At 68.2% G+C, this 20,928-nt stretch carries 19 protein-coding genes; 9 read left to right on the top strand and 10 right to left on the bottom strand.

The window, feature by feature from the left end; all coding sequences use genetic code 11:
• Positions 1-19 precede the first annotated feature (19 nt).
• Entirely contained in the window at positions 20-499 is a 480-nt protein-coding gene (locus NGJ44_RS16920) for a hypothetical protein (protein ID WP_353506962.1), read from the top strand.
• A 15-nt stretch (positions 500-514) separates the two neighbouring features.
• On the opposite strand, the gene NGJ44_RS16915 is transcribed toward NGJ44_RS16920, so the two are convergent.
• From NGJ44_RS16915 to NGJ44_RS16880, 8 genes are all read right to left on the bottom strand, one after another.
• A complete protein-coding gene (locus NGJ44_RS16915; protein ID WP_251864644.1) occupies positions 515-1,129 on the bottom strand; it encodes a WG repeat-containing protein in 615 nt (204 codons plus the stop codon).
• Between the two features lie 116 nt (positions 1,130-1,245).
• Positions 1,246-2,226 (bottom strand): Bug family tripartite tricarboxylate transporter substrate binding protein, encoded by a 981-nt coding sequence (locus tag NGJ44_RS16910; protein WP_251864643.1) that lies wholly within the window; start codon positions 2,224-2,226, stop codon positions 1,246-1,248.
• 72 nt (positions 2,227-2,298) lie between these two features.
• Positions 2,299-3,516 (bottom strand): tricarballylate utilization 4Fe-4S protein TcuB, encoded by a 1,218-nt coding sequence (gene tcuB / locus NGJ44_RS16905; RefSeq protein ID WP_251864642.1) that lies wholly within the window; start codon positions 3,514-3,516, stop codon positions 2,299-2,301.
• Positions 3,503-4,912 (bottom strand): FAD-dependent tricarballylate dehydrogenase TcuA, encoded by a 1,410-nt coding sequence (tcuA, locus tag NGJ44_RS16900; protein WP_251864641.1) that lies wholly within the window; start codon positions 4,910-4,912, stop codon positions 3,503-3,505. Before tcuA ends, tcuB begins: the two co-directional genes overlap by 14 nt.
• Before the next feature lie 78 nt (positions 4,913-4,990).
• The gene (locus NGJ44_RS16895; protein ID WP_251864640.1) at positions 4,991-5,917 is read right to left on the bottom strand and encodes a LysR family transcriptional regulator; all 927 of its coding nucleotides are present in this window, start codon (positions 5,915-5,917) and stop codon (positions 4,991-4,993) included.
• A gap of 54 nt (positions 5,918-5,971) precedes the next feature.
• The gene (locus tag NGJ44_RS16890) at positions 5,972-6,871 is read right to left on the bottom strand and encodes a c-type cytochrome (protein WP_053243805.1); all 900 of its coding nucleotides are present in this window, start codon (positions 6,869-6,871) and stop codon (positions 5,972-5,974) included.
• Complete coding sequence (locus NGJ44_RS16885; protein ID WP_251864639.1) at positions 6,868-8,211, bottom strand: cytochrome c; 1,344 nt, start codon at positions 8,209-8,211, stop codon at positions 6,868-6,870. The genes NGJ44_RS16890 and NGJ44_RS16885 overlap by 4 nt, the downstream gene beginning before the upstream one ends.
• Positions 8,212-8,404: 193 nt before the next feature.
• Positions 8,405-9,103, bottom strand: a complete 699-nt coding sequence (locus tag NGJ44_RS16880; RefSeq protein WP_053243807.1) for a glutathione S-transferase N-terminal domain-containing protein — start codon at positions 9,101-9,103, stop codon at positions 8,405-8,407.
• A gap of 134 nt (positions 9,104-9,237) precedes the next feature.
• On the opposite strand from NGJ44_RS16880, the gene NGJ44_RS16875 reads away from it, so the two are divergent.
• From NGJ44_RS16875 to prpF, 4 genes are all read left to right on the top strand, one after another.
• On the top strand, positions 9,238-9,393 hold the full coding sequence (locus NGJ44_RS16875) for a hypothetical protein (protein WP_200907968.1): 156 nt from the start codon (positions 9,238-9,240) through the stop codon (positions 9,391-9,393).
• 109 nt (positions 9,394-9,502) lie between these two features.
• Positions 9,503-10,210, top strand: a complete 708-nt coding sequence (locus NGJ44_RS16870) for a GntR family transcriptional regulator (protein WP_053243824.1) — start codon at positions 9,503-9,505, stop codon at positions 10,208-10,210.
• Positions 10,207-12,822: a Fe/S-dependent 2-methylisocitrate dehydratase AcnD gene (acnD, locus tag NGJ44_RS16865; RefSeq protein ID WP_053243825.1), complete on the top strand. Its 2,616-nt coding sequence runs from the start codon at positions 10,207-10,209 to the stop codon at positions 12,820-12,822. Before NGJ44_RS16870 ends, acnD begins: the two co-directional genes overlap by 4 nt.
• 64 nt (positions 12,823-12,886) lie before the next feature.
• Positions 12,887-14,071 (top strand): 2-methylaconitate cis-trans isomerase PrpF, encoded by a 1,185-nt coding sequence (prpF, locus tag NGJ44_RS16860; RefSeq protein WP_053243826.1) that lies wholly within the window; start codon positions 12,887-12,889, stop codon positions 14,069-14,071.
• Between the two features lie 30 nt (positions 14,072-14,101).
• Here the strand turns inward: prpF and NGJ44_RS16855 are convergent, their stop codons facing one another.
• Both NGJ44_RS16855 and NGJ44_RS16850 read right to left on the bottom strand, forming a co-directional pair.
• Positions 14,102-15,103, bottom strand: coding sequence for a fimbrial protein (locus NGJ44_RS16855; RefSeq protein WP_251864638.1), 1,002 nt, complete (start codon positions 15,101-15,103; stop codon positions 14,102-14,104).
• 65 nt (positions 15,104-15,168) lie between these two features.
• Entirely contained in the window at positions 15,169-16,164 is a 996-nt protein-coding gene (locus NGJ44_RS16850; protein WP_251864637.1) for a fimbrial protein, read from the bottom strand.
• A 460-nt stretch (positions 16,165-16,624) separates the two neighbouring features.
• On the opposite strand from NGJ44_RS16850, the gene NGJ44_RS16845 reads away from it, so the two are divergent.
• The 4 genes from NGJ44_RS16845 (at position 16,625) to NGJ44_RS16830 (ending at position 20,901) form a co-directional block, all read left to right on the top strand.
• On the top strand, positions 16,625-17,212 hold the full coding sequence (locus NGJ44_RS16845) for a cysteine dioxygenase family protein (protein WP_200907969.1): 588 nt from the start codon (positions 16,625-16,627) through the stop codon (positions 17,210-17,212).
• Between the two features lie 8 nt (positions 17,213-17,220).
• Positions 17,221-18,405 (top strand): cystathionine beta-lyase, encoded by a 1,185-nt coding sequence (gene metC, locus NGJ44_RS16840; protein WP_251864636.1) that lies wholly within the window; start codon positions 17,221-17,223, stop codon positions 18,403-18,405.
• A 42-nt stretch (positions 18,406-18,447) separates the two neighbouring features.
• Entirely contained in the window at positions 18,448-20,010 is a 1,563-nt protein-coding gene (locus NGJ44_RS16835) for a rhodanese-like domain-containing protein (protein WP_053243830.1), read from the top strand.
• A gap of 66 nt (positions 20,011-20,076) precedes the next feature.
• Positions 20,077-20,901 (top strand): transporter substrate-binding domain-containing protein, encoded by an 825-nt coding sequence (locus NGJ44_RS16830; protein WP_053243831.1) that lies wholly within the window; start codon positions 20,077-20,079, stop codon positions 20,899-20,901.
• The last annotated feature ends 27 nt before the right edge of the window (positions 20,902-20,928 follow it).

Genomic DNA, 20,928 nt, shown 5'->3' with positions numbered 1-20,928 from the left:
CCCTGAAAAAGGACTAATGATGAAAAAGACCTCAGCCCCCGAATCCGCGCCGCAGGGTTATGCGAGCGCAAACGCCGCCTATTGCCAGCGCGTGGCCGATCTGCTCAGGGAAAGCCAGCAGCGCTGGCTGGAACTGGGCCGCAGGATCTACGGCGAAGAAGCGGCGCACAGTCTGGACGCCCTGGCCCCGCTGCGCAAGACCGGAAACTGGCAGGAAATGAACCATGCCGCCGGCGAGGCGGCGCGTCAGCAGTGGCAGCGCCAGCTCGAAGCCAGCCAGGCGCTGACGCATGCGGTGCTGAAGGAGCAGGCGCTGCTGGCCGCGGGGCTGAGCGAAGCCCTGACCACCTGGCTGCGCGACACCGCCGCGGCCGGCCAGGGCCTGGCCGACACGCCGCTGGCCCAGTTCTGGCACACCATGTCCAGCCAGGCCGCCAACGCCTGCGCCGCCATGAGCGAAGCCAGCCAGGCCAGCGAACGCCATCCCCGCCAGGGCTGACCCCGAAACGGCGCGTCAGGTGCGGCCGGCCAGGTGCGGCTGGCGAGGTGCGGCCGGCTGGGGCCGGGCGCCGTGTCGCGCCGCCTGCGCTTCCCGGCGGGCGGAGGCGGCATCGTCACGCAGCGGCACCACCAGCCGGCCGCTGCGGTCAATGGCGCCCCATTTGCCGCCGGCCATCAGCGTGTGCTCGCCGTGGGCGCGCGGCGCGCAGCCCTGGCAGACCACCGCCAGGCCGTCTTCGAACGGCTCCGCCCATTCATACGGCGTGGCCAGCGCCAGGCCGAGCCTGCGATCGTAATAGGCGATGCCGCCGTTCAGCATGCCGCGCGCCAGCCCCGACACGAACTCGTCCGGCCCGTTGTCGTAGGTGAGCACCGGCGCCGAGCGGCCGTCTGGCCGCACCCACCGCCAGCCCTCGCCGGCCAGCGCCACGCCGGCCAGACCCCGGGCATCGAACACGAACCGCCGCAGCACGGCGGGATTCCAGCGCGGGACCCCTTGGACGACAGCCGCGCAGTGCGGCACTTCGGTCAGTTCGTCCGGCGCGGGTCGGACGGCGGCAAGGCAGGCGGTGTCGAAGACCGGCGCGGCGGCGACCGCAAGCGCCGCGGCAAATAGCGAAACAGGCATGCGCGCATTGTAGGGACATGGTTCGCGCCCCGCCATGCGCCGAGCCGCCGCCTCGCCGCCACCGCCCTGCTGTATCGCGCTCGCGGCGCGCCGCCGCCGTCGCACGCGGGCCCGCCTCAGTTGGCGGTAGCGCCGGAATCCTTGACGGCCTTGGCCCAGGACGCCATTTCGCTGGCGATGAACTCGCCGAACCTGGCGCCGCTCAGGCCCGAGGCGCGGGCGCCTTCTTCCATGAGACGCTGCCTCACGGCCGGCGCCGCCAGCGCGCCGGACAGGGCCTGGTTCAGGCGCGCCACGACCGCGTCGGGCGTGCCGGCCGGAGCCACGATGCCGTGCCACGACACGGCCTGGAAGCCCGGCAGGCCGGATTCGGCCATGGTGGGCACGTCCGGCATGGCATCGGAGCGGTCCGGCGAGGTCACGGCCAGCGCGCGCAGCGTGCCGGCCTTCACGTGGGGCAGCACGCCCGGAATCGTGGTGAACATGAAGTCGATCTGCCCGCCGATCAGATCCGTGATGGCGGGGCTGCCGCCCTTGTAAGGCACGTGGGCGAAATGCAGCTTCTCGGCGCTCTTGAACATCTCGCCGGCCAGATGGCCCGGCGTGCCCGCGCCCGCCGAACCCATGTTGGCGCGGCCGCCCTGCTCGCGGACGTAGGCGATCAGGTCGCCGACCGAGGCGGCCTTCACGTTGGGCCCCACCACCAGCACGTTGGGCACGGTGGCCAGCAGCGTGACCGGGGTGAAGTCCTTCGCCGCGTCATACGACAGGCGCGGATAGAGCGAGGGATTGATGCCGTGGGTGCTGGCGGTGGCCAGCAGCAGGGTGTAGCCGTCGGGCGCGGCCGAGGCCACCTGCTTGGCGGCGATGGTGCCGTTGGCTCCGCCCTTGTTCTCCACCACGATGGTCTGCCCCAGGGTCTTGGCGGCTTCGGCCGCCACCGTGCGCGCCAGGATGTCCGAGGTGCCGCCCGCCGAGTGGGGCACCACCAGCGTAATGGGCTTGGACGGAAAATCGGACTGGGCGTGCGCGGCCGGCAGAGCCAGCCCGATACAGGCGGCCAGGGCCGCCCCGGTGAAAAGTCGGGTGCAAGTCATGCGTGTCTCCAGAAAATCGTTATGGCCGCGCGGAACGCGCCAGACGTCCCGCGCGGTGCCGTCGGCCCGTCCTCAGTCGGACCCGAGCTGCAGCTTGTTGGGCTGGCGTTTTTCGATGGCCCACTTCAGCAAGGCCGCGCTGCGGTAGATGCCGTGCGCGAACTTGCCGTAGGGCAGCGTGAGGAACAGCGCCATGACCACGCCCAGGTGCACGGCCAGCAGCAGCGCCATCGCGCCCGTGTCGCGCCCCGCCAGCAGGGCCAGCCCGGTGGCGCTGGTGAGGAACAGCAGCGCGATGAATCCCCGGTCCATGGGTTTCTGGGCCGCGTCGCCCTGCAGCGGATGGCGCCGCAGGTTGAGCCACAGCAGGCCCGCCGGACCGATCAGCAGGCCGATGCCGCCCGCCGTGCCCAGCAGCACCGGCGCGCTCAGGAACGGATACGGCGCCTCCTGGCCCAGCAGGTAGTGGTAGAGCGTGGCCACGCAGGTGGCGGCAAAGCACAGCATGAAGCCGTAGAACGTGAAATGGTGGAAACGGCGCCGCCATGGCGTGAAGGCGTCGTCCGCGTTGTTGCAGCCCTTGCCGTGCCCGCCGTCCAGGTAGCGCAGGCGCAGCGCATCATGGGCGGCCTCGGCCACGGCCGCGCCGCTGGCCTCGCCCGGACTCACGTTGCGCCAGAAACGCGCCACGCCCGCCGCCAGCGCCAGGATGGCGAAGCAGAACACCAGGCCGAACATCAGCGCCAGCAGGTTGTGCGGAAAGATCGCGTAGAAGTTGCCCGCCAGCGGCTCGTGGAAAAGCCCGCCGCCCAGGCCCGCGGCCAGCGCCAGGAAGAAGGCCAGCCCCGCGGCCGTGGCCAGCGACAGCGCCAGGCCGTTGCGCTTGTACAGCGCGCCCAGCGCAGGCGGCCACGCATAGTCGGTGTAGGTCTGCAGCCGCACCTTGGCCATGGCCTGCGGCACGTTCACGCCGAACTCGTGCGGCGGCGCGTACTGGCAGGCGTGCAGACAGGCGCCGCAGTTGTGGCACAGGTTCGCCAGGTAATTGATGTCGGCCTTGCCGAACTCCAGCCGGCGGGTCATGGCGGGAAACACCGCGCAGAACCCCTCGCAGTAGCGGCAGGCGTTGCAGATCTGCATGACGCGCGCGACTTCGCCTTCCTCGGCGCTCAGCTCGGCGGCCTGCGGCCGCGCCGCCCTGTCGTGCCACCGCACGGGCTGTTCGGCCACGGCCTGCGCGCGGGATTCCAGAGCCTGCGCCTCGCGCGCCAGGGCCTCAAGCTGCTTCATGCTGCACTCCCGAAAGACGGCGGGCGGCGGCCGCGGCGCGGGTGCCGGCGATGCGGCCGAAGGCGGTGCCGATGGACATGCCCACCCCCGCCGTGTATCCCTTGCCCAGCACGTTGCCGGCCATCATTTCGCCCGCGACGAAGAGGTTGTCGCTGGGCTGATCGTTGAAACGGACCGCGGCGGTTTCATCCACCTTCAGGCCCAGATAGGTGAACGTGATGCCCGGGCGCAGCGCATAGCCGAAGAAAGGCGCTGTGTCGATAGGGCGCGCCCAGTGCGTCTTGGCCGGCGAGATGCCCTCGGTATGGCAGTCGTCCAGCGCGGTGTGGTCGAACTTGCCGACGCGGCATGCCTGGTTGTATTGCTCGATAGTGCGCACGAAGGCGGACTCGTCCAGCCCGAGCTGGCGCGCCAGCCCGGGCAGCGTATCGGCCCGCGCGCCCGGAAACACCGGCGGCATGAAGCGGCCCACAGCCTTGGCGTCGATGATGGAATAGGCGATCTGCCCCGGCTGCATCGCCGTCAGGCGACCCCAGATGGCATAGCGCTTGGGCCAGAAGTCTTCGCCCTCGTCGTAGAATCGCCGGGCGTCGCGGTTGACCACCACGCCCAGCGACACGCAGTCGATGCGCGTACAGATGCCGCCGTCGTACAGCGGCGCGCGCGCGTCGATGGCCACGCAGTGCGACTGCGACGGATCGCCGATGGCGTCCGCCCCCGCGTCCAGCATGAACTTCAGCAGCACGCCCATGTTGTAGCGCGTGCCGCGGATGAGGAAATTGTCGGCCGGCCATTCGCCGCGCTCATTCTGGCCCCAGGCCTCGCGCAGCCATTCGCGGTTGGACTCGAAACCGCCGGCGGCCAGCACGCAGGCGCGCGCCTCGATGCGCTCGTCGCCGATGCGCGCGGCCACGAAGCGGCCGCCGTCGAGCTCCAGCGAGTCTACCGGCGCGTTGTAGCGGATGCGCACGCCCAGCGCCTCGGCGCTGCGGTAATAGGCATTGACCAGCGCCTTGCCGCCGCCCATGAAGAAGGCGTTGGTGCGCGCCACGTGCAGCGCACCCGACAGCGGCGGCTGGAAATTGACGCCGTGCCGGCGCATCCAGTCGCGACAGGTCGACGACTCGCGGATCACCAGGCGCGCCAGCTTTTCGTTGGTGAGCCCGCCCGTCACCTTGAGCAGGTCCTGCCAGTACTCCTCCTCGGGATAGGCGTCCACCAGTACGTCCTGCGGCGCGTCGTGCATGCAGCGCAGGTTGCGGGTGTGCTGCGAATTCCCGCCTCGCCACTCCTTGGGCGCGGCTTCCAGCAGCAGCACGCTGGCGCCCGCCTCGCGGGCCATGAGCGCCGCGCAAAGAGCGGCGTTGCCGCCGCCGATGACCAGTACGTCTACCATGCCTGTGATTCCCTATTCGAGACAGGCACTGTAGCGAGCGGGCCGGCGCCGCGATATCAGCGGGCCGTCAACGGGTCTTCATGATTCGTGAAGAGCGGTCACCGCCCAGCGGCCCTCCCGGGCCAGCCCGCGCGACACGTCGGCCAGCACCAGCCGGGCGGCCAGCGCCGCCGGCGACAGCTCCTCGTCGGAAAGGCTCACCAGCAGGTTGGAGCGGAACAGTTGCTCGTCGTCGATGCGCACCATGCGGATCTGGCCCGGATGCAGCCGCGCCACGGCCGAGCCGGGCTGGATGGTGGCGGCGCAGCCCAGTTGCACCACGTCCATCAGCAGGGGCAGGCCGTCCACCTCGGCCACGACCTTCGGCGCCTGCCCCAGCCGCGCATAGGCGCCATTGACCAGCGTGCGCAGGCCGTGCCGGGCGCTGGGCAGCACCAGGGGCAGGTCGGCCAGGTCCGCCAGCGCGGCGCGCTCGCCCGGCGGCAGGCCGGGCATGTCGGGCCGGGCACAGAGAAACAGCGGTTCGTCCAGCAGGGGCATGATGCTCCAGCGGCGGGCCGACTCGGCGTGGAACACCACGGCCAGGTCCAGCAGGCGGCCGTTGAGCATGTCGCTCAGGTGCCCCGACAGCGCCTCCACCAGGTGCAGGCGGATATCGGGATAGCGCGCGTTCATGGCCTGCGCGTAGGGCGCGCCCAGGATGGCCGCCGTGGTCGAAGGCAAGCCCACGCTCACGTGCCCGGCCAGGCGCGCCTGCTGGGCCGCCTGCACCGCATCGTCGGCGTGGCGCAGCGCAAGCTGCGCCTGCCGGAAGAAAGCCAGCCCCGCGTCGGTGGGCACCACGCCGCTGGCGCTGCGCTGCAGCAACCGCGTTGAAAGCTCTCCTTCCAGCCGGCTGATCTGCTGGCTGAGCGCGGACGTCACCATGCCCAGCGACATGGCGGCGCGGCCGATGCTGCCCGCCTCGACGACGCGCACAAAATAACGTAGCTGGCGTAATTCCATGACGGCCCCGCACCCGGAGTGATACCCGGCTCCGATTGTAGGGCCGGCCCGGCTTCAGTACCGCGCGTCCTTGGGCTTCTTGCCGTTGGGCCAGTCCTTCTCCTTGCCCGGGAAGTCCGGCCGCGGCATGTGGGTGAAGAACTCGGCGATGTCCACCGCGTCCTGGTCAGACAGCGTGCCGTCGCGGCCCTCGCCCCAGCGGCCATGCGTGGCCACGCCCATGGGCATGTTGTTGCGGATGAAGGCCGCGGCCTTGTATGTGCGCGCCAGGCCCGCCCCGATGTTGAACGACTCGTCGCCCCACAGCGGCGGAAACACGACGTTGCCGGCGCCGTCCTTCTTGCCCTCGCCGTTGGCGCCATGACAAGACGCGCACTGCGCCGCATAGAGCGTCTTGCCGCGCGCCGGGTCGGGCACGATGCCCGTATCGATGGGCCAGGCATTCTTGATCTGGACCTGGGCGCCGTGGGGCACATCCTGCGCCAGCCACTTCATATAGGCGATCATGGCCTGCATTTCCCCGGAATCCCTGGCCAGCGGCTTGCCGTTCATCGACCTCATGAAACAGCCGTTGATGCGGTCTTCCAGGCTCACCACCCTGTCCGCCCGCGGGTTGTATTGCGGAAACGCGTTGTAGGTGTTGATGTAGGGCGCGCCCAGCGGCTTCTTGCCCTGCTGCACGTGACAGCTGTTGCAGTTCATGCTGGCCCCGGTGTTCTGCGGCAGCAAGCGGCGCGTCTCGTTCAGCAAGCGCTGGCCGTACCGGATCTGGTCCGCGTTGGGCTCCCTGTCGATCTCCGTATCGGCGGGAATGGCGTAGGCCGGCAGCGGCTTGCCGTCCTTGTCCAGCACGGGATACGTCTGCGGCGCAGAGCCGCCCGGCGCGGCCAGGGCCGTCAAGACGCCGGCAGCCCCCAGCGCGGCCAGCGCCGCTCCGATCTTCTTCTTGCTCATTGCGCGCCTCCCGCGACGATATTGGGCTGCTTGCCGGCCAGGAAGGCGCGGATATGCGCCACGTCGGATTCGGCCACGGCCGGCGCCTGGTTGGTCCAGGCGGTGCGGATGAAATTGATCACGTCGGCGATATCGCGGTCGCTCAGCCGCCGGAAGCCGGGCATGGCGAACGCCATGGCGTCCTGGCCGCTGGACGGCATCCGTCCGCCTTCCAGCGTGATCTGGATGATGGACTGCGCGTTCTGCGCGTATACCGCCGAGTTGCCCGCCAGCGCCGGGAAAATGCGCGGCATGCCCTGGCCGTCGGCCCGGTGGCAGGCCGCACATTGCTCCATATAGATGACCGCGCCGCGCGAGTCGTAGCGGCCCTCCCGCAGCATGGCCGTGGTGGCGTCCTGCTTGGGCGGGAACGCCGGCAGCTTGCCCTGCGCCGGCGGCAACTGCTTCAGGTAGGCCGCCACCGCCGCGATGTCGCCGTCGGTGAAATGGCGCGTGCTGTGCTCGACCACGTCGGCCATCGCCCCGAAAGCCGCCACCTTGTCGGTGCGCCCCGTCTTCAGGAACATGCCGATTTCGCCCTCGCTCCACGACTGCAGCCCCTGGGCCTCGCCCCGCAGGCTCTTGGCGCGCCAGCCGTCGATGACCGCGCCGCTCAGGAACGCGTCGCCGTCGGCCAGCGACAGCGCCTTTTCCTGGTAGGCCAGCCCGCGCGGCGTATGACAGGCGCCGCAATGGCCGGGGCCTTCCACCAGGTACGCGCCGCGCGCCACCCGCTCGTCCGCCCCGGACGGCGCCGCGAAGCCGCGCTTGGGCGCGAACAGGGCCTGCCACCAGGCCATGGGCCAGCGCATGTTGAGCGGCCAGGGAATCGTGGAGCCGGCGCTGGGCTGCGCCTCAGGCTGCACCCGCGTCATGAAATAGGCGTACAGCGCGCGCACGTCCTCGTCCGGCATGATGGCGTACGAGGGATAGGGCATGGCCGGATACAGCGGCGTGCCGTCCTTGCGGATGCCGTACTGCACGGCATTCTTGAAATCCGCGTAGGCGTAGGAGCCGATGCCCGCCGTCTTGTCGGGCGTGATATTGGACGAATAAATCGTGCCCACCGGCGTCTGCATCGCCAGCCCGCCGGCAAAAGGCTTGCCGCCGGGCGCGCTGTGACAGGCCACGCAATCGCCCGTGCGGGCGATATAGGCGCCAGCCTCGGCCAGGCTGCGATCCGCCAGATCGACCCCGGCCGCGTCCGTCTTGCGCGCCGACGTCAGCACGTGCGCCCCGCCCACGGCGCCCGCCGCCAGCACGGCCAGCGCCGCCACCGCCTTGATCCCGAACTTCTTCATATTCCCTCCGAGTGCGCTGGACGGCGTGCACGTCGGGGTATTCGCGCATCGGGGTCCAGCTCTGGAGGAAATCTTAGTTCTATAAGTAATAAGCTAATTACTTGAGGAAATATTTATTCGACCCCTTTTTGATCCGGCTCAAAAAAGGGGCCGGTTCGTGGCCCGGCCGGCGCGCCGGTGCCGGCGGCGCGGCTCAGCCCGGAATGCCCAGGCCCCGCTGCACCGCCGGCCGGGCCACGAACGCCGCCAGCACGCGCGCCACGTTGCGGAACCTGTCGAACGCCACCAGCTCGCCCGCGCCGTAGTAGCCCACCAGGTTGCGCACCCAGGGAAAGATCGCGATGTCGGCAATGGTGTATTCCTTGCCCATGACCCAGTCGCGCCCTTCCAGGCGCTGCTCCAGCACGCCCAGAAGGCGGCGGGCCTCGGCCGCGTAGCGGTCGCGCGGGCGCTTGTCTTCGTAGTCCTTGCCCGCGAATTTGTGGAAAAAGCCCACCTGCCCGAACATGGGCCCGATGCCTCCCATCTGGAACATCAGCCACTGCAGCGTTTCGTAGCGTCCGGCCGTGCCGGCCGGCAGGAGCTGCCCGCGCTTGCCGGCCAGATACAGGAGAATGGCTCCCGACTCGAACAGCCCGAACGGCTTGCCATCCGGCCCGTCGGGATCCAGGATGGCGGGAATCTTGTTGTTGGGGCTGAGCGACAGGAATTCCGGCGAGAACTGGTCTTGGGCGTCGAACGAAACGCGGTGCGCCTCATAGGGCAGGCCGGTTTCCTCCAGCATGATCGACACTTTCACCCCGTTGGGCGTGGGCAGCGAATAGAGCTGGATGCGGTCGGGATGCCGCGCCGGCCATTTTCGGGTGACGGCAAAGGAATCGAGTGCGCTCATGCAAGGGCTCCTGGTTGGGGTGGCGCCCACTGTAGCGCAAGGCGGCGGGCGCGGAAACGGCGGGGGTACGGCGTCCGCGCGCGCCCTGCGCCTAGCGCTATCATGGCCTCACGCCCCCGCCCCAGGAGACTGTCATGCATCGCGCCCTACCCTGGCTGGCCGCCCTGGCCGCCGCCCTGCTCACCGCCTGTTCCGGCCCCGGCGGGCCGCCGCATCCCGGGGCGGTCAACCCCTACAGCAGCGGCGGGTTCCACGACGCCGGCCCCAATTACCCCGATACGGGCATCTGAGCGCCCGGCTTGCGGCCCGCCGCGTTCCGGACTAAATTGTTGACAATCAGTGAATTCCAAGCCGAAATAATCGGCAAAACGCAGTAAAACTCACAAGATTGTCAACACCATGAGCAAAGTGCTCACGCTGCCCGACCCGGCGGGCGACGCCGAGACGCTGTCCGACCAGCTTTTCCGCAAGCTGCAGTCGGCCATCGTCAAGGGTGAGATCGCGCCGGGCAGCAAGATTTCCGAGCCCGAGCTGGCGCGCGCCTACGGCGTGAGCCGGGGGCCGCTGCGCGAAGCGCTGCACCGGCTCGAGGGGCAGAAGCTGCTCGTGCGCGTGCCGCACGTGGGCGCGCGCGTGGTGTCGCTGAGCCAGCAGGAGCTGTGCGAGCTCTACGAAATACGCGAATCCCTGGAGGGCATGGCCTGCCGCCTGGCGGCCGAGCGCATGCACGCGCAAGACGTGCAAGAGCTGCGCCGCGTGCTCGAGGCGCACGAGCGCGACGAGGCGTTCCAGGCGGGCCGCGGCTATTACCAGCAGGAGGGAGACTACGATTTTCACTACCGCATCGTTAAGGGCAGCGGCAACCAGATGCTGTTTCGCATGCTGTGCGACGAGCTCTACCAGCTCGCGCGCATGTACCGCATCCAGTACTCCAACACGCCGAACCGCCCGCGCCAGTCGTACGCGGAACACCACCGCATCCTGGACGCCATCGCCGACGGCGACGGCGAGCTGGCCGAAATCCTGATGCGCCGGCACATCCGCGCATCCCGTCTCAACATCGAACAGCAGATCGCGCAAGGCAAGCTGCAAAAGAGCGAAGCATGAACCATTCCTACCGCAAGCCCCTGCCGGGCACCCGCCTGGATTATTTCGACGCCCGCGCCGCCGTGGAAGCCATCGCCCCGGGCGCCTACGACGAACTGCCCTACACCTCGCGCGTGCTCGCCGAAAACCTGGTGCGCCGCTGCGAGCCCGCGCTGCTCAACGACGCCCTCCGGCAGCTCATCGAACGGCGCCGCGACCTGGATTTTCCGTGGTACCCGGCGCGCGTGGTCTGTCATGACATCCTGGGCCAGACGGCGCTGGTGGACCTGGCGGGCCTGCGCGACGCCATCGCCGAAAAAGGCGGCGACCCGGCCAAGGTGAACCCGGTGGTGCCGGTGCAGCTCATCGTGGACCACTCGCTGGCCGTGGAGTACGGCGGCTACGATCCCGACGCCTTCGCCAAGAACCGCGCGGTGGAAGACCGGCGCAACGAAGACCGCTTCCATTTCATCGACTGGACCAAGCAAGCGTTCCGCAACATCGACGTGGTGCCGCCGGGCAACGGCATCATGCACCAGATCAACCTGGAGCGCATGTCGCCGGTGATCCATGCGCAGGACGGCGTGGCCTACCCCGACACCCTGGTGGGCACCGACAGCCACACGCCGCACGTGGACGCGCTGGGCGTGATCGCCGTCGGCGTGGGCGGCCTGGAGGCCGAGAACGTCATGCTGGGCCGCGCCTCCTGGATGCGCCTGCCCGACATCGTGGGGGTAGAACTCTCCGGCCGTCCGCAGCCCGGCATTACCGCCACCGACGTCGTGCTCACGCTCACCGAGTTCCTGCGCAAGGAGAAAGTGGTGGGCGCCTACCTGGAGTTCTACGGCGAGGGCGCGGCCGCGCTCACGCTGGGCGACCGCGCCACCATTTCCAACATGGCCCCGGAGTACGGCGCCACGGCCGCCATGTTCGCCATCGACGGGCAAACCATCGACTACCTGCGCCTGACGGGTCGCGAGGAAGAACAGGTGGCGCTGGTGGAAACCTATGCCAAGACCGCCGGCCTGTGGGCCGATACGCTGAAGAACGCCCGCTACGAGCGCGTGCTGCGTTTCGACCTCTCCACGGTGGTGCGCACGCTGGCCGGCCCCTCCAACCCGCATCGCCGCCTGCCGGTTTCCGACCTGGCCGAGCGCGGCATTGCCGGCAAGGTGGCAAACACGCCGGGCCAGATGCCGGACGGCGCGGTCATCATCGCGGCCATCACGAGCTGCACCAACACCAGCAATCCACGCAACGTGATCGCCGCGGGCCTGCTGGCGCGCAACGCCAACCGCGCGGGCCTGGCGCGCAAGCCCTGGGTGAAAAGCTCGCTCGCGCCCGGCTCCAAGGCGGTGGCCCTGTACCTGGACGAAGCCGGCCTTACGCCCGAGCTCGAAAAACTGGGCTTCGGCGTGGTGGCCTTCGCCTGTACCACCTGCAATGGCATGTCGGGTGCGCTCGACCCGAAGATCCAGCAGGAAATCATCGACCGCGACCTCTACGCCACCGCCGTGCTGTCGGGCAACCGCAATTTCGACGGCCGCATCCACCCGTACGCGAAGCAGGCCTTCCTGGCCTCGCCGCCGCTGGTGGTGGCCTACGCCATCGCCGGCACCATCCGCTTCGACATCGAGCGCGACGTGCTGGGCGTGGACGCGGAAGGCCGCGAGATCCGCCTGAAAGACATCTGGCCCAGCGACGAGGAAATCGACGCGGTGGTGCGCAGCGCCGTCAAGCCCGAGCAGTTCCGCAAGGTGTACGCCCCCATGTTCGGCATCCAGGACGAGCGCAAGACGGCCGTGAGTCCGCTGTACCCCTGGCGCCCCCAGAGCACCTACATCCGCCGCCCGCCATACTGGGAAGGCGCGCTGGCGGGCGAGCGCACGCTGCGCGGCATGCGGCCGCTGGCGGTGCTGGGCGACAACATCACCACCGATCACCTCTCGCCGTCCAACGCCATCCTGGCCGACAGCGCGGCGGGCGAGTACCTGGCGAAGATGGGCCTGCCCGAGGAGGACTTCAACTCCTACGCCACCCACCGCGGCGACCACCTCACGGCCCAGCGCGCCACCTTCGCCAACCCCAAGCTCTACAACGAGATGGTGAAAAACGCCGACGGCACCGTCAGGCAGGGATCGCTGGCCCGCGTGGAGCCCGAGGGCAAGGTGATGCGCATGTGGGAAGCCATCGAAACCTACATGGAGCGCAAGCAGCCGCTCATCATCGTGGCCGGCGCCGACTACGGCCAGGGCTCTTCGCGCGACTGGGCGGCCAAGGGCGTGCGCCTGGCGGGAGTGGAAGCCATCGTGGCCGAGGGCTTCGAACGCATCCACCGCACCAACCTGATCGGCATGGGCGTGCTGCCGCTGGAGTTCAAGCCCGGCACGAACCGCAAGACGCTGGCGCTGGACGGCACCGAAACCTATGACGTGGTGGGCACGCGCGAACCGCGCGCCGACCTCACGCTGGTCGTCCACCGCCGCGACGGCCGCACCGAAGCGGTGCCGGTCACCTGCCGGCTGGACACGGCCGAGGAGGTTTCCATCTACGAAGCGGGCGGCGTGCTGCAACGCTTCGCCCAGGACTTCCTGGAGGCCGAATCCGCCGCCGGCGCGCAAAAGGCCGGTTGACGCCCGGCAACGACGGCGGGCGCAGGCCCGCCTTTCCCGTAACCCTAGACACCAGGACTGCGCCATGGCACACGCCCCCCAGATCCGTATTCCCGCCACCTACATGCGCGGCGGCACCAGCAAAGGCGTTTTCTTCAAGCTGGACGACCTGCCCGAATCCGCCCGCGTGCCCGGCCCGGCTCGCGACGCCCTGCTGCTGCGCGTGATCGGCAGCCCCGATCCGTACGGCAAACAGATCGACGGCATGGGCGCGGCCACCTCCAGCACCAGCAAGACCGTCATTCTGTCGCGCAGCGCCCGCCCGGACCACGACGTGGACTATCTCTTCGGCCAGGTCTCGATCGACCAGCCGTTCGTGGACTGGAGCGGTAACTGCGGCAACCTCTCGGCGGCCGTGGGGCCGTTCGCCATCGCCAACGGGCTGGTGGACGCCAGCCGCGTGCCGGCCGACGGCGTGGCCGTGGTGCGCATCTGGCAGGCCAACATCGGCAAGACCATCATCGCGCACGTACCCATGACGAACGGCGCGGTGCAGGAAACCGGCGACTTCGAGCTGGACGGCGTGACCTTCCCCGCGGCCGAGGTGCGGCTGGAATTCATGGACCCGGCGGAAGACGGCGACGGCGGGTCCATGTTTCCCACCGGCAACGTGGTGGACGAGCTGGAGGTGCCCGGCGTGGGCACGTTCAAGGCCACCATGATCAATTCCGGCATTCCCACCATCTTCCTGGACGCCGAGGCGCTGGGCTACAAGGGAACCGAGCTGCAGGACGATATCAATGGCGATGCCGCCGCCCTGGCGCGCTTCGAGACCATACGCGCGCACGGCGCGCTGCGCATGGGACTCATCGGCAAGCTGGAAGAAGCCGCCGCGCGCCAGCACACGCCCAAGGTGGCGTTCGTGGCGCCGCCGCGCGAGTACGTGGCCTCCAGCGGCAAGCGCATCGCCCGGTCGGACGTGGACGTGCTGGTGCGTGCGCTGTCCATGGGCAAGCTGCACCACGCGATGATGGGCACGGCCTCGGTGGCCATCGCCACGGCGGCGGCCGTGCCGGGCACCCTGGTCAACCTGGCCGCCGGCGGCGGCGAGCGCGACACCGTGTGCTTCGGCCATCCCTCGGGCACGCTGCGCGTGGGCGCCAAGGCCGAGCAGGTGAACGGCGAGTGGAAAGTCACCAAGGCCATCATGAGCCGCAGCGCCCGAGTGCTCATGGACGGCCGCGTGCACGTGCCGCGCGCGGGCTTCTGAATCGCGCCGCGGGCGGCGCGCCGCCCGCGGCTATTTGTAGTACACGTCGACGACCACCGTCGCGGAAAACGGTCCCGGTTCGCGGCGTTCGGCCATCCACTTCAGGTGTGTATCGATGCGCGCGGCCGTGCGTGCGTCCTTGCCGGGCGGCAGCAACCGGATTTCTTTGCCCCAAGGTATGGGTAAGCCATTCTCGCCGTACAGAAAAATGCCGACGGACTGGTTCTGGGCAGGGAGCAGCGCGTGATCCGCCAATACCGATCCCTTGGTGACGTTCATGACGGCGGATATCCCGGCCTGCAGCGAGCACTTCCTGTCCACCGTAACAAAAAAGGACCGCTCCGAGATGACGCCGCCTGTGGGGGCAGTGGACATGGAAATCGAGCCGAAGTCGATCACGCTCGGCGTTACGCTGGCCGCGGGCTGGCAATAGGCATAGCGCACCTTTTCCAGCCCTGTAAGAACGAGCTTGTAGGAAGAATTGTTAGGAGTGGGAAGCCCATTCTTGTCGCCGATGCTCATCGCGTCGGCGGCGGTGGCCGCGGCCAGCGGCCCCGACAGGCGGGAGGTGTCCCATGGACTCTGCTTCTTGAACAGAAACAGACTATAGGAAATCTGGAAGACCGTCTTGCGGCCTGAGCAACTAATAAAGAAGCAGGACGACGTCTTTCCGATCGACTTGCGGCAGTACGGGGCGATGACGGGGCAGGGTTCGTCGGTTCCATTCATGCGAATGCCCAGTCCGAGCCCCGGGCTGAAGTGGGTATCGTCGGTGGCGCCCGGATACAGGTATATATAGACATCCTCGCCCCAACCCCAGTGGTCGTGATAGCAGACCAGGGTGAGGTTGATGGTGGGAGAGCGCCACAACACCGTGCCCTCGCGCGCGTTGTTGTCCACCAGGATGACCGGGCCGTCGACGACCATGGACTCGTGGAGAGTCAACGGATCCTTGTAGCACCTGAAAGCAGCGTGGCTGTCTGCGGCAAACAGCGTGGCGGCGAAAAAGAACGAAACCAGCCAGCCTCTCATCGAGTTCCTCCCTGAGGAAGGCTATTGCCGCCGGGTCTTGCAGTGATTCTTCTTTGCATCGCTTGCTACTTGTAGTACACGCTGATTACGGCGGCGGCATGGAACGGGCCCGTCGTGGGCTTTTCCGTCAGCCATTTCGGCCGGACCCTGAAGCCGGCGGTGAAGTACACGTTTTCCGTGGGCGGCATCACGGTGAACTCCTCGTTGAACGGCACGGGAGACTTGCCGTCGGCGGCGTAGATGGAGATGCCCAGCGAGGCGTTATGGTCGGGAACCAGCGTGTACTGGTCCAGCAACCTGCCATTGGTCGGCACGATGATGGCCGACAGCCCGTAATAGCTGATGCAGTTCTTGCCGACGATGATGTAGAAGGACTTCTCGGCGATGGGATCGCCGACGCGCGCGCCGCTCATGGGAAGCGGCCCGAAATCGAGCACGGAGGGATACAGCGCTATTTTGGCCAGGCAGCCCACGTAACGCATGCGGTTCAGCCCCGTGACCGTCATGCGGAAGTTCTTGCCCGGACGCTCGTTGATGCCCCCCTCGCCGTCGATCTGGAAGGCGTCGTACTGGGAAAGCCCCGCCAGCACGCCCTCTTTGTATGCGCTTTGCTCCGGTGTGGATTTCTTGGCGATGAAGAAGTTGTACGCAATCGAGAAACGGGTCTTGAAGTTGGTGCACAAGACGGCGCAAGGCTCGGTCTCGCCGATTTCCATGCGGCACCGCTCCAGGCTGCTGCATGTGTAGTCGACACCCTTCAGGTTGACGCCGAACTCGATGTCGGGCCCCAGCTGGGTCATGCCCTGGTCGGTGGGGCTGAGATAGATGAAGACCTTCTCGCCTTGGCTTATCCAATTTTCCTGCTTGCATTCGACGATCATGTGGTAATTGGGCGAGCGCCATAGCACCGTGCCCCTTGCTTCGTCGTTGGGCACGGCGATGGTGGTGCGGATGTCGACCGAATCCTTGGAAAGGCCGCCCTCCTTGAGACAAATGACGGCAAAGCCGGCTTTCGAAAAGCACAGCAAGGCGACGAGCAGAATCGACTGAAGGAGTTTCACTTTTTCCTCGATATGCCGCGGATGACCGTGGGCCGGGAAGCGCGGAAGACGGGCGGCGCGACGGCTGGATATTTCGCCGCCGGGGAACTCCGCCCGGGGCAACCCGATGCGGCGCCGGCACAGGATTGGGAATCATAAGAAGAGCGCAGGCGCCGCCACCATAGGATGAGACTGACAAGTGCGTAGGAAAAAACTCAAGCTTGTGCAGGTCGCTGCGTCCGCGGCCCGGCCCGGCGCCCGCGCGAGTTGCTCCAGGGCCGGAAAATGGATCAGTTTCTTATTGGTATTTTCCCCTAGAGACGGACGGTCCTCCGGCGCGCTCTTCTCGCCATTCCTCTATGAAAGCGGAAAATACATTAGCAATCCTAATGAATTTCAATGCAACTCTAATTTGAATCGCGCGGTCCGGCTCTTTAAGGTGGGCGCCTGTTTCCCACAAAAGACACGGAGCCCATACGCCATGCAGCAAGCCAACCCGGGATCGGCCCAGATCCGCGCCGCCATCGACCAGATCAAGGGGCTGTTCGAGCGCGGCGGAGAAAACCGCGACACCCTGGCCCAGGTCCTGGACAAACTGGTCGGCCTGGCCGCCCACAAAGACTGGTGGAGCGCCGAGCGCTACCCCGCGCCCGAGCAGGGGGAACTGCAGGCCCGCTACCTGATCCAGGAAGACGAAGACAAGTCCTATGCGCTGTACCTGAACGTCATGCGCCCGGGCAAGAAGATCGTGCCGCACAACCACACAACCTGGGCCTGCATCGCCGCGGTCGAAGGCGTGGAACTCAACTACACCTACGACCGCAAGGACGACGGCAGCGAGCCGGGCCGCGCCACGCTGGAGCAGACCGGAACCGTGGTCGTCGAACCCGGCGCCGGCATCGCTCTCATGCCCGACGACATCCACGCCGTGCACATCGAGGGCCAGGACGTCATCCGCCACCTGCACATGTACGGCCGTGCGCTGGAAACGCTGGACCGCCGCATCGCTTTCGATCTCGAAAAAGGCACCTGCCAGCAGATGGCCATCGGCGTGCAGACCCGCAAATGAGACGCGACATGGCCAAGGACCAGCACGCGCCGCAAGGCGCCTACGAAACCCGGCTGCTGCGCAGCGGCCGGCCCCACCAGGGCTGGGTGAACACGCCGGTAACGCGGGCCAGCACCTATGTGTTCGACAGCGTGGCGCAGTGGCGCGAGACGCGCCAGCGCCGCGGCCAGGAGCGCCTGCGTTCCTACGGCGCGCGCGGCACCGACAGCACCTATGCGCTGGAAGACGCGCTGGTCGAGCTGGAAGGCGGCTACCGCGCCAAGGTGTTCCCGACCGGGCTGGCGGCCATCGCCATGGTGTTTCTCGCCTACCTGAAGGCGGGCGACCACGTGCTCATGACCGACGGCGTGTACGAACCGGCGCGCGCGCTGTGCGCGCAGAGCCTGGCGCGCCTGGGTATCGAGCACAGCTACTACCAGCCCGATGGCTCCGACCTGGCGGAGAAGATCCGGCCCAACACGCGCATGATCTATGCCGAAAACCCCAGCTCGCTCGTCTACGAGATGATGGACCTGCGCGCGGTGTCGGCCCTGGCCCGGAAGCATGGCTGCCTGCTGGCGGTGGACAACACCTGGGGCTCGGGCTTCCTGCACCAGCCGCTGGCGCTGGGCGCCGACATCTCCATCATCGCGGCCACCAAGTACCTGAGCGGCCACGCCGACGTCATGATGGGCACGGTGGTCACGACCCGCGAGGCGTGGCCGGAACTGGAAACCGCGCAGGTCAATTACGGCCAGACCGTGGGCGCGGACGACGCCTACCTGCTGCTGCGCGGCCTGCGCACCCTGCCCGTGCGCCTGCGCGCCCACCAGGCGCACATGCTCGAAGTGGCGGGCTGGCTGCAGCGGCACCCGCGCGTGGCCCGTGTCTATGCCGCCGCCTGCGCCGAAGGCGCGCAGCGCGAGATCTTCGAGCGCGACTTCCGCGGCAGCAACGGCCTGGTGTCGGTGGAGTTCGCGCCCGAGGTCGGCCCCGAGCGCATGGAAGCCATGATCGACGCGCTGGCGCTGTTCGGCATCGGGGCCTCGTGGGGCAGCTACGAGAGCCTGGTCGTGCCCATGAACATGGCTTCCGCGCGCAGCCTGTCGTCCTGGAGCGGGCGCGGTCCGATGTGCCGTTTCCATATCGGCCTGGAAGACCCGGCCGACCTCATCGCCGACCTGCAACAGGCGTTCGACGCCCACCTTTCGTAGTCCTCCGCGCCGGCGCGGCCGGCGCTTCTTCCTGTTGAACCCATGGCAATCACACCCTCGATCCGCGCGCGCGTAGGCGCCGCCACGCTCAAAGACTGGCTGCACGACGGCCACGAGATCGCCCTGCTGGACGTGCGCGAGCATGGCCAGTATGGCGAGTCCCACCTTTTCTATGCCGTCAACGCGCCGTACAGCCAGCTCGAATTCGAAACGCTGCGCCTGGTGCCGCGCAAGACGACCCGCGTCGTGGTCTACGACCAGGCCAACGGCGTGGCGGAACCGGCGGCCGAGGCGCTGCGCGCCCTCGGCTATACCCAGGTCAGCGTGCTGGATGGCGGCGTCGACGCCTGGCGCGGCCAGGGCTATGCCCTCTTCGCCGGCGTCAACCTGCCGAGCAAAACCTTCGGCGAGCTGGCCGAACACGTCTTCCACACGCCCGCCATCACGGCCGAGGAACTGAGCCGGCGCCTGGCCGCCCGGGACAACCTGGTGGTGCTGGACGGCCGGCCGTTCGCCGAATACCAGAAGATGAGCATCCCCACGGCCACCTGCTGCCCCAACGGCGAGCTGGCGCTGCGGGTGGACGAGCTGGTGCCCGACGAGAACACCACCATCGTGATCAACTGCGCCGGCCGCACCCGCAGTATCATCGGTGCGCAGACGCTCATCAACCTGGGCGTGAAGAACCCGGTGTACGCCCTGGAAAACGGCACCCAGGGCTGGTACCTCAAGGACCTGCCGCTGGACCACGGCCAGTCGCGCCGGCATGGCATGGAAACCTCGCAGGCGGCGCTGGCGCGCGCCAGGGAGCGCGCCCAGGCGCTGGCGGCGCGCTACGGCGTTGCCGCTATCGACCCCGCCGCCCTGGCCGCCATGCGGGCCGACGGCGCGCGCACGACCTACGTCTTCGACGTGCGCACGCCGGAGGAATATCAGGCCGGCACCTACCCCGGCGCCGCCAGCGCGCCCGGCGGCCAGCTCATCCAGGCCACCGACCAGTATGTGGGCACGCGCGGCGCCCGGCTGGTGCTGGTCGACGGCGAGGGCGTGCGCGCCCCCACGGTGGCCAGCTGGCTGCGCCAGATGGGCTGGGAAGTCCACGTGCTGGAGGCCGCCGCGCTGGACGCGCCTCCGCCGCCTCCGCCGGCCGTGGAAAGCCGGTTGGCGCGCATCGACAGCGCGCAGGCCCGCGCGCTGCTGGAAGAGGGCGCCGCCTTCGTCGACCTGCGCCCCAGCATGGCCTACCGCAAGGCGCACATCGCCGGCGCGCGCTGGGCCATACGCGGCAAACCCGCCGCGGCCGACCGTCAGACCGTGCTCGTCGCCGAGGATCCGCGCGTGGCCGAGCTCTATGCGCGCGGCCTGCCCGGGAGCCTGGAACCGCTGCTGCTCGCCGATCCGCCCGCCGCCTGGACCGGCGCGGGTCTGCCGGTGGAGTCCAGCCCCGGCAACCCGCCCGACGAAGACTGCATCGACTTTCTTTTCTTCGTGCATGACCGCCACAGCGGCAACAAGGCCGCCGCGCGCAAGTACCTGGAATGGGAAACCAATCTGGTCAACCAGATCGACGAGCGCGAACGCGCCGCTTACCGCTTCGCCCCCTGAGGCGCGGCCGGCGGCGCGGACCGCCGGCGCCGCCATCCACCATCAAGACAGTCCAAGGAGAAAACCATGAAGCCGTCCCTCGCAGTCATTGCCCTGTCCCTTTCCGCGGCCGCGGCCGCCAGCGCCCAGGCACGCGACCTGAAGGAAATCGAGGCCAGCAAGAAGCTCGTCTGCGGCACCCAGAGCGCCAGCGAACCCTATGCCTTCCAGGATCCGGCCACGCGCAGGTTCGTGGGCTACGACGTCGACGTGTGCCAGGCGCTCGCCAAAGGACTGGGCGTGGAACTGGTGCACAAGCCGCTGTCCACCGAAGCGCGCATTCCCGAACTGAAAATGGGCCGCGTGGACGTGGTGGCCGGCTCCATGGCCTACCTGCCCGAACGCGCCGCCCAGGTCGACTACAGCCTGCAATACCTGCAGGGCAGCATCAAGGTGCTGGTGCGCCGCGACGAGAAGATCGGCTCGCTGGCCCAGCTCGAGGGCAAGCGCGTCTGCGCCAGCAAGGGCTCGTCCTCGGCCGCCATCGCCAGCCGCGTGCTGGCCAAGTCGAAAATCGTGACCTATCAGGATCTGGCCACCTGCTACCTGGGCCTGCAGAACGGCAAGGTGGACGGCATCTCGGCCGGCGAGCTCACGCTCAAGCGATTCGAGATCGAATCCGCCAAGACCGGCTCGCCCGCCGTGCTGGTCGACGAACCGCTGTTCACCGAGCGCATGGGGGTGGTGGTGTCCAAGGGCAACACGGGGCTGATGCAGGCCGTGGACAAGGTGCTCGCAAAGATGGACGCCGACGGCGAGCTGGACGCCATCTACGCCAAGTGGCTGGGCAAGGACTCTATCTACAAGCTCACCCGCTCCTTCAAGGTCGAACCGGTCGCCAAGGCCAATTGAGGATGAGGCGGCGGCCTCGCGCCGCCG

Source organism: Achromobacter sp. Marseille-Q4962 (assembly GCF_943737005.1).
Classification (GTDB): domain Bacteria; phylum Pseudomonadota; class Gammaproteobacteria; order Burkholderiales; family Burkholderiaceae_B; genus Achromobacter.
The sequence above is the reverse complement of the archived record's forward strand: the minus strand, read 5'-3'. Positions and strand labels throughout refer to the sequence as shown.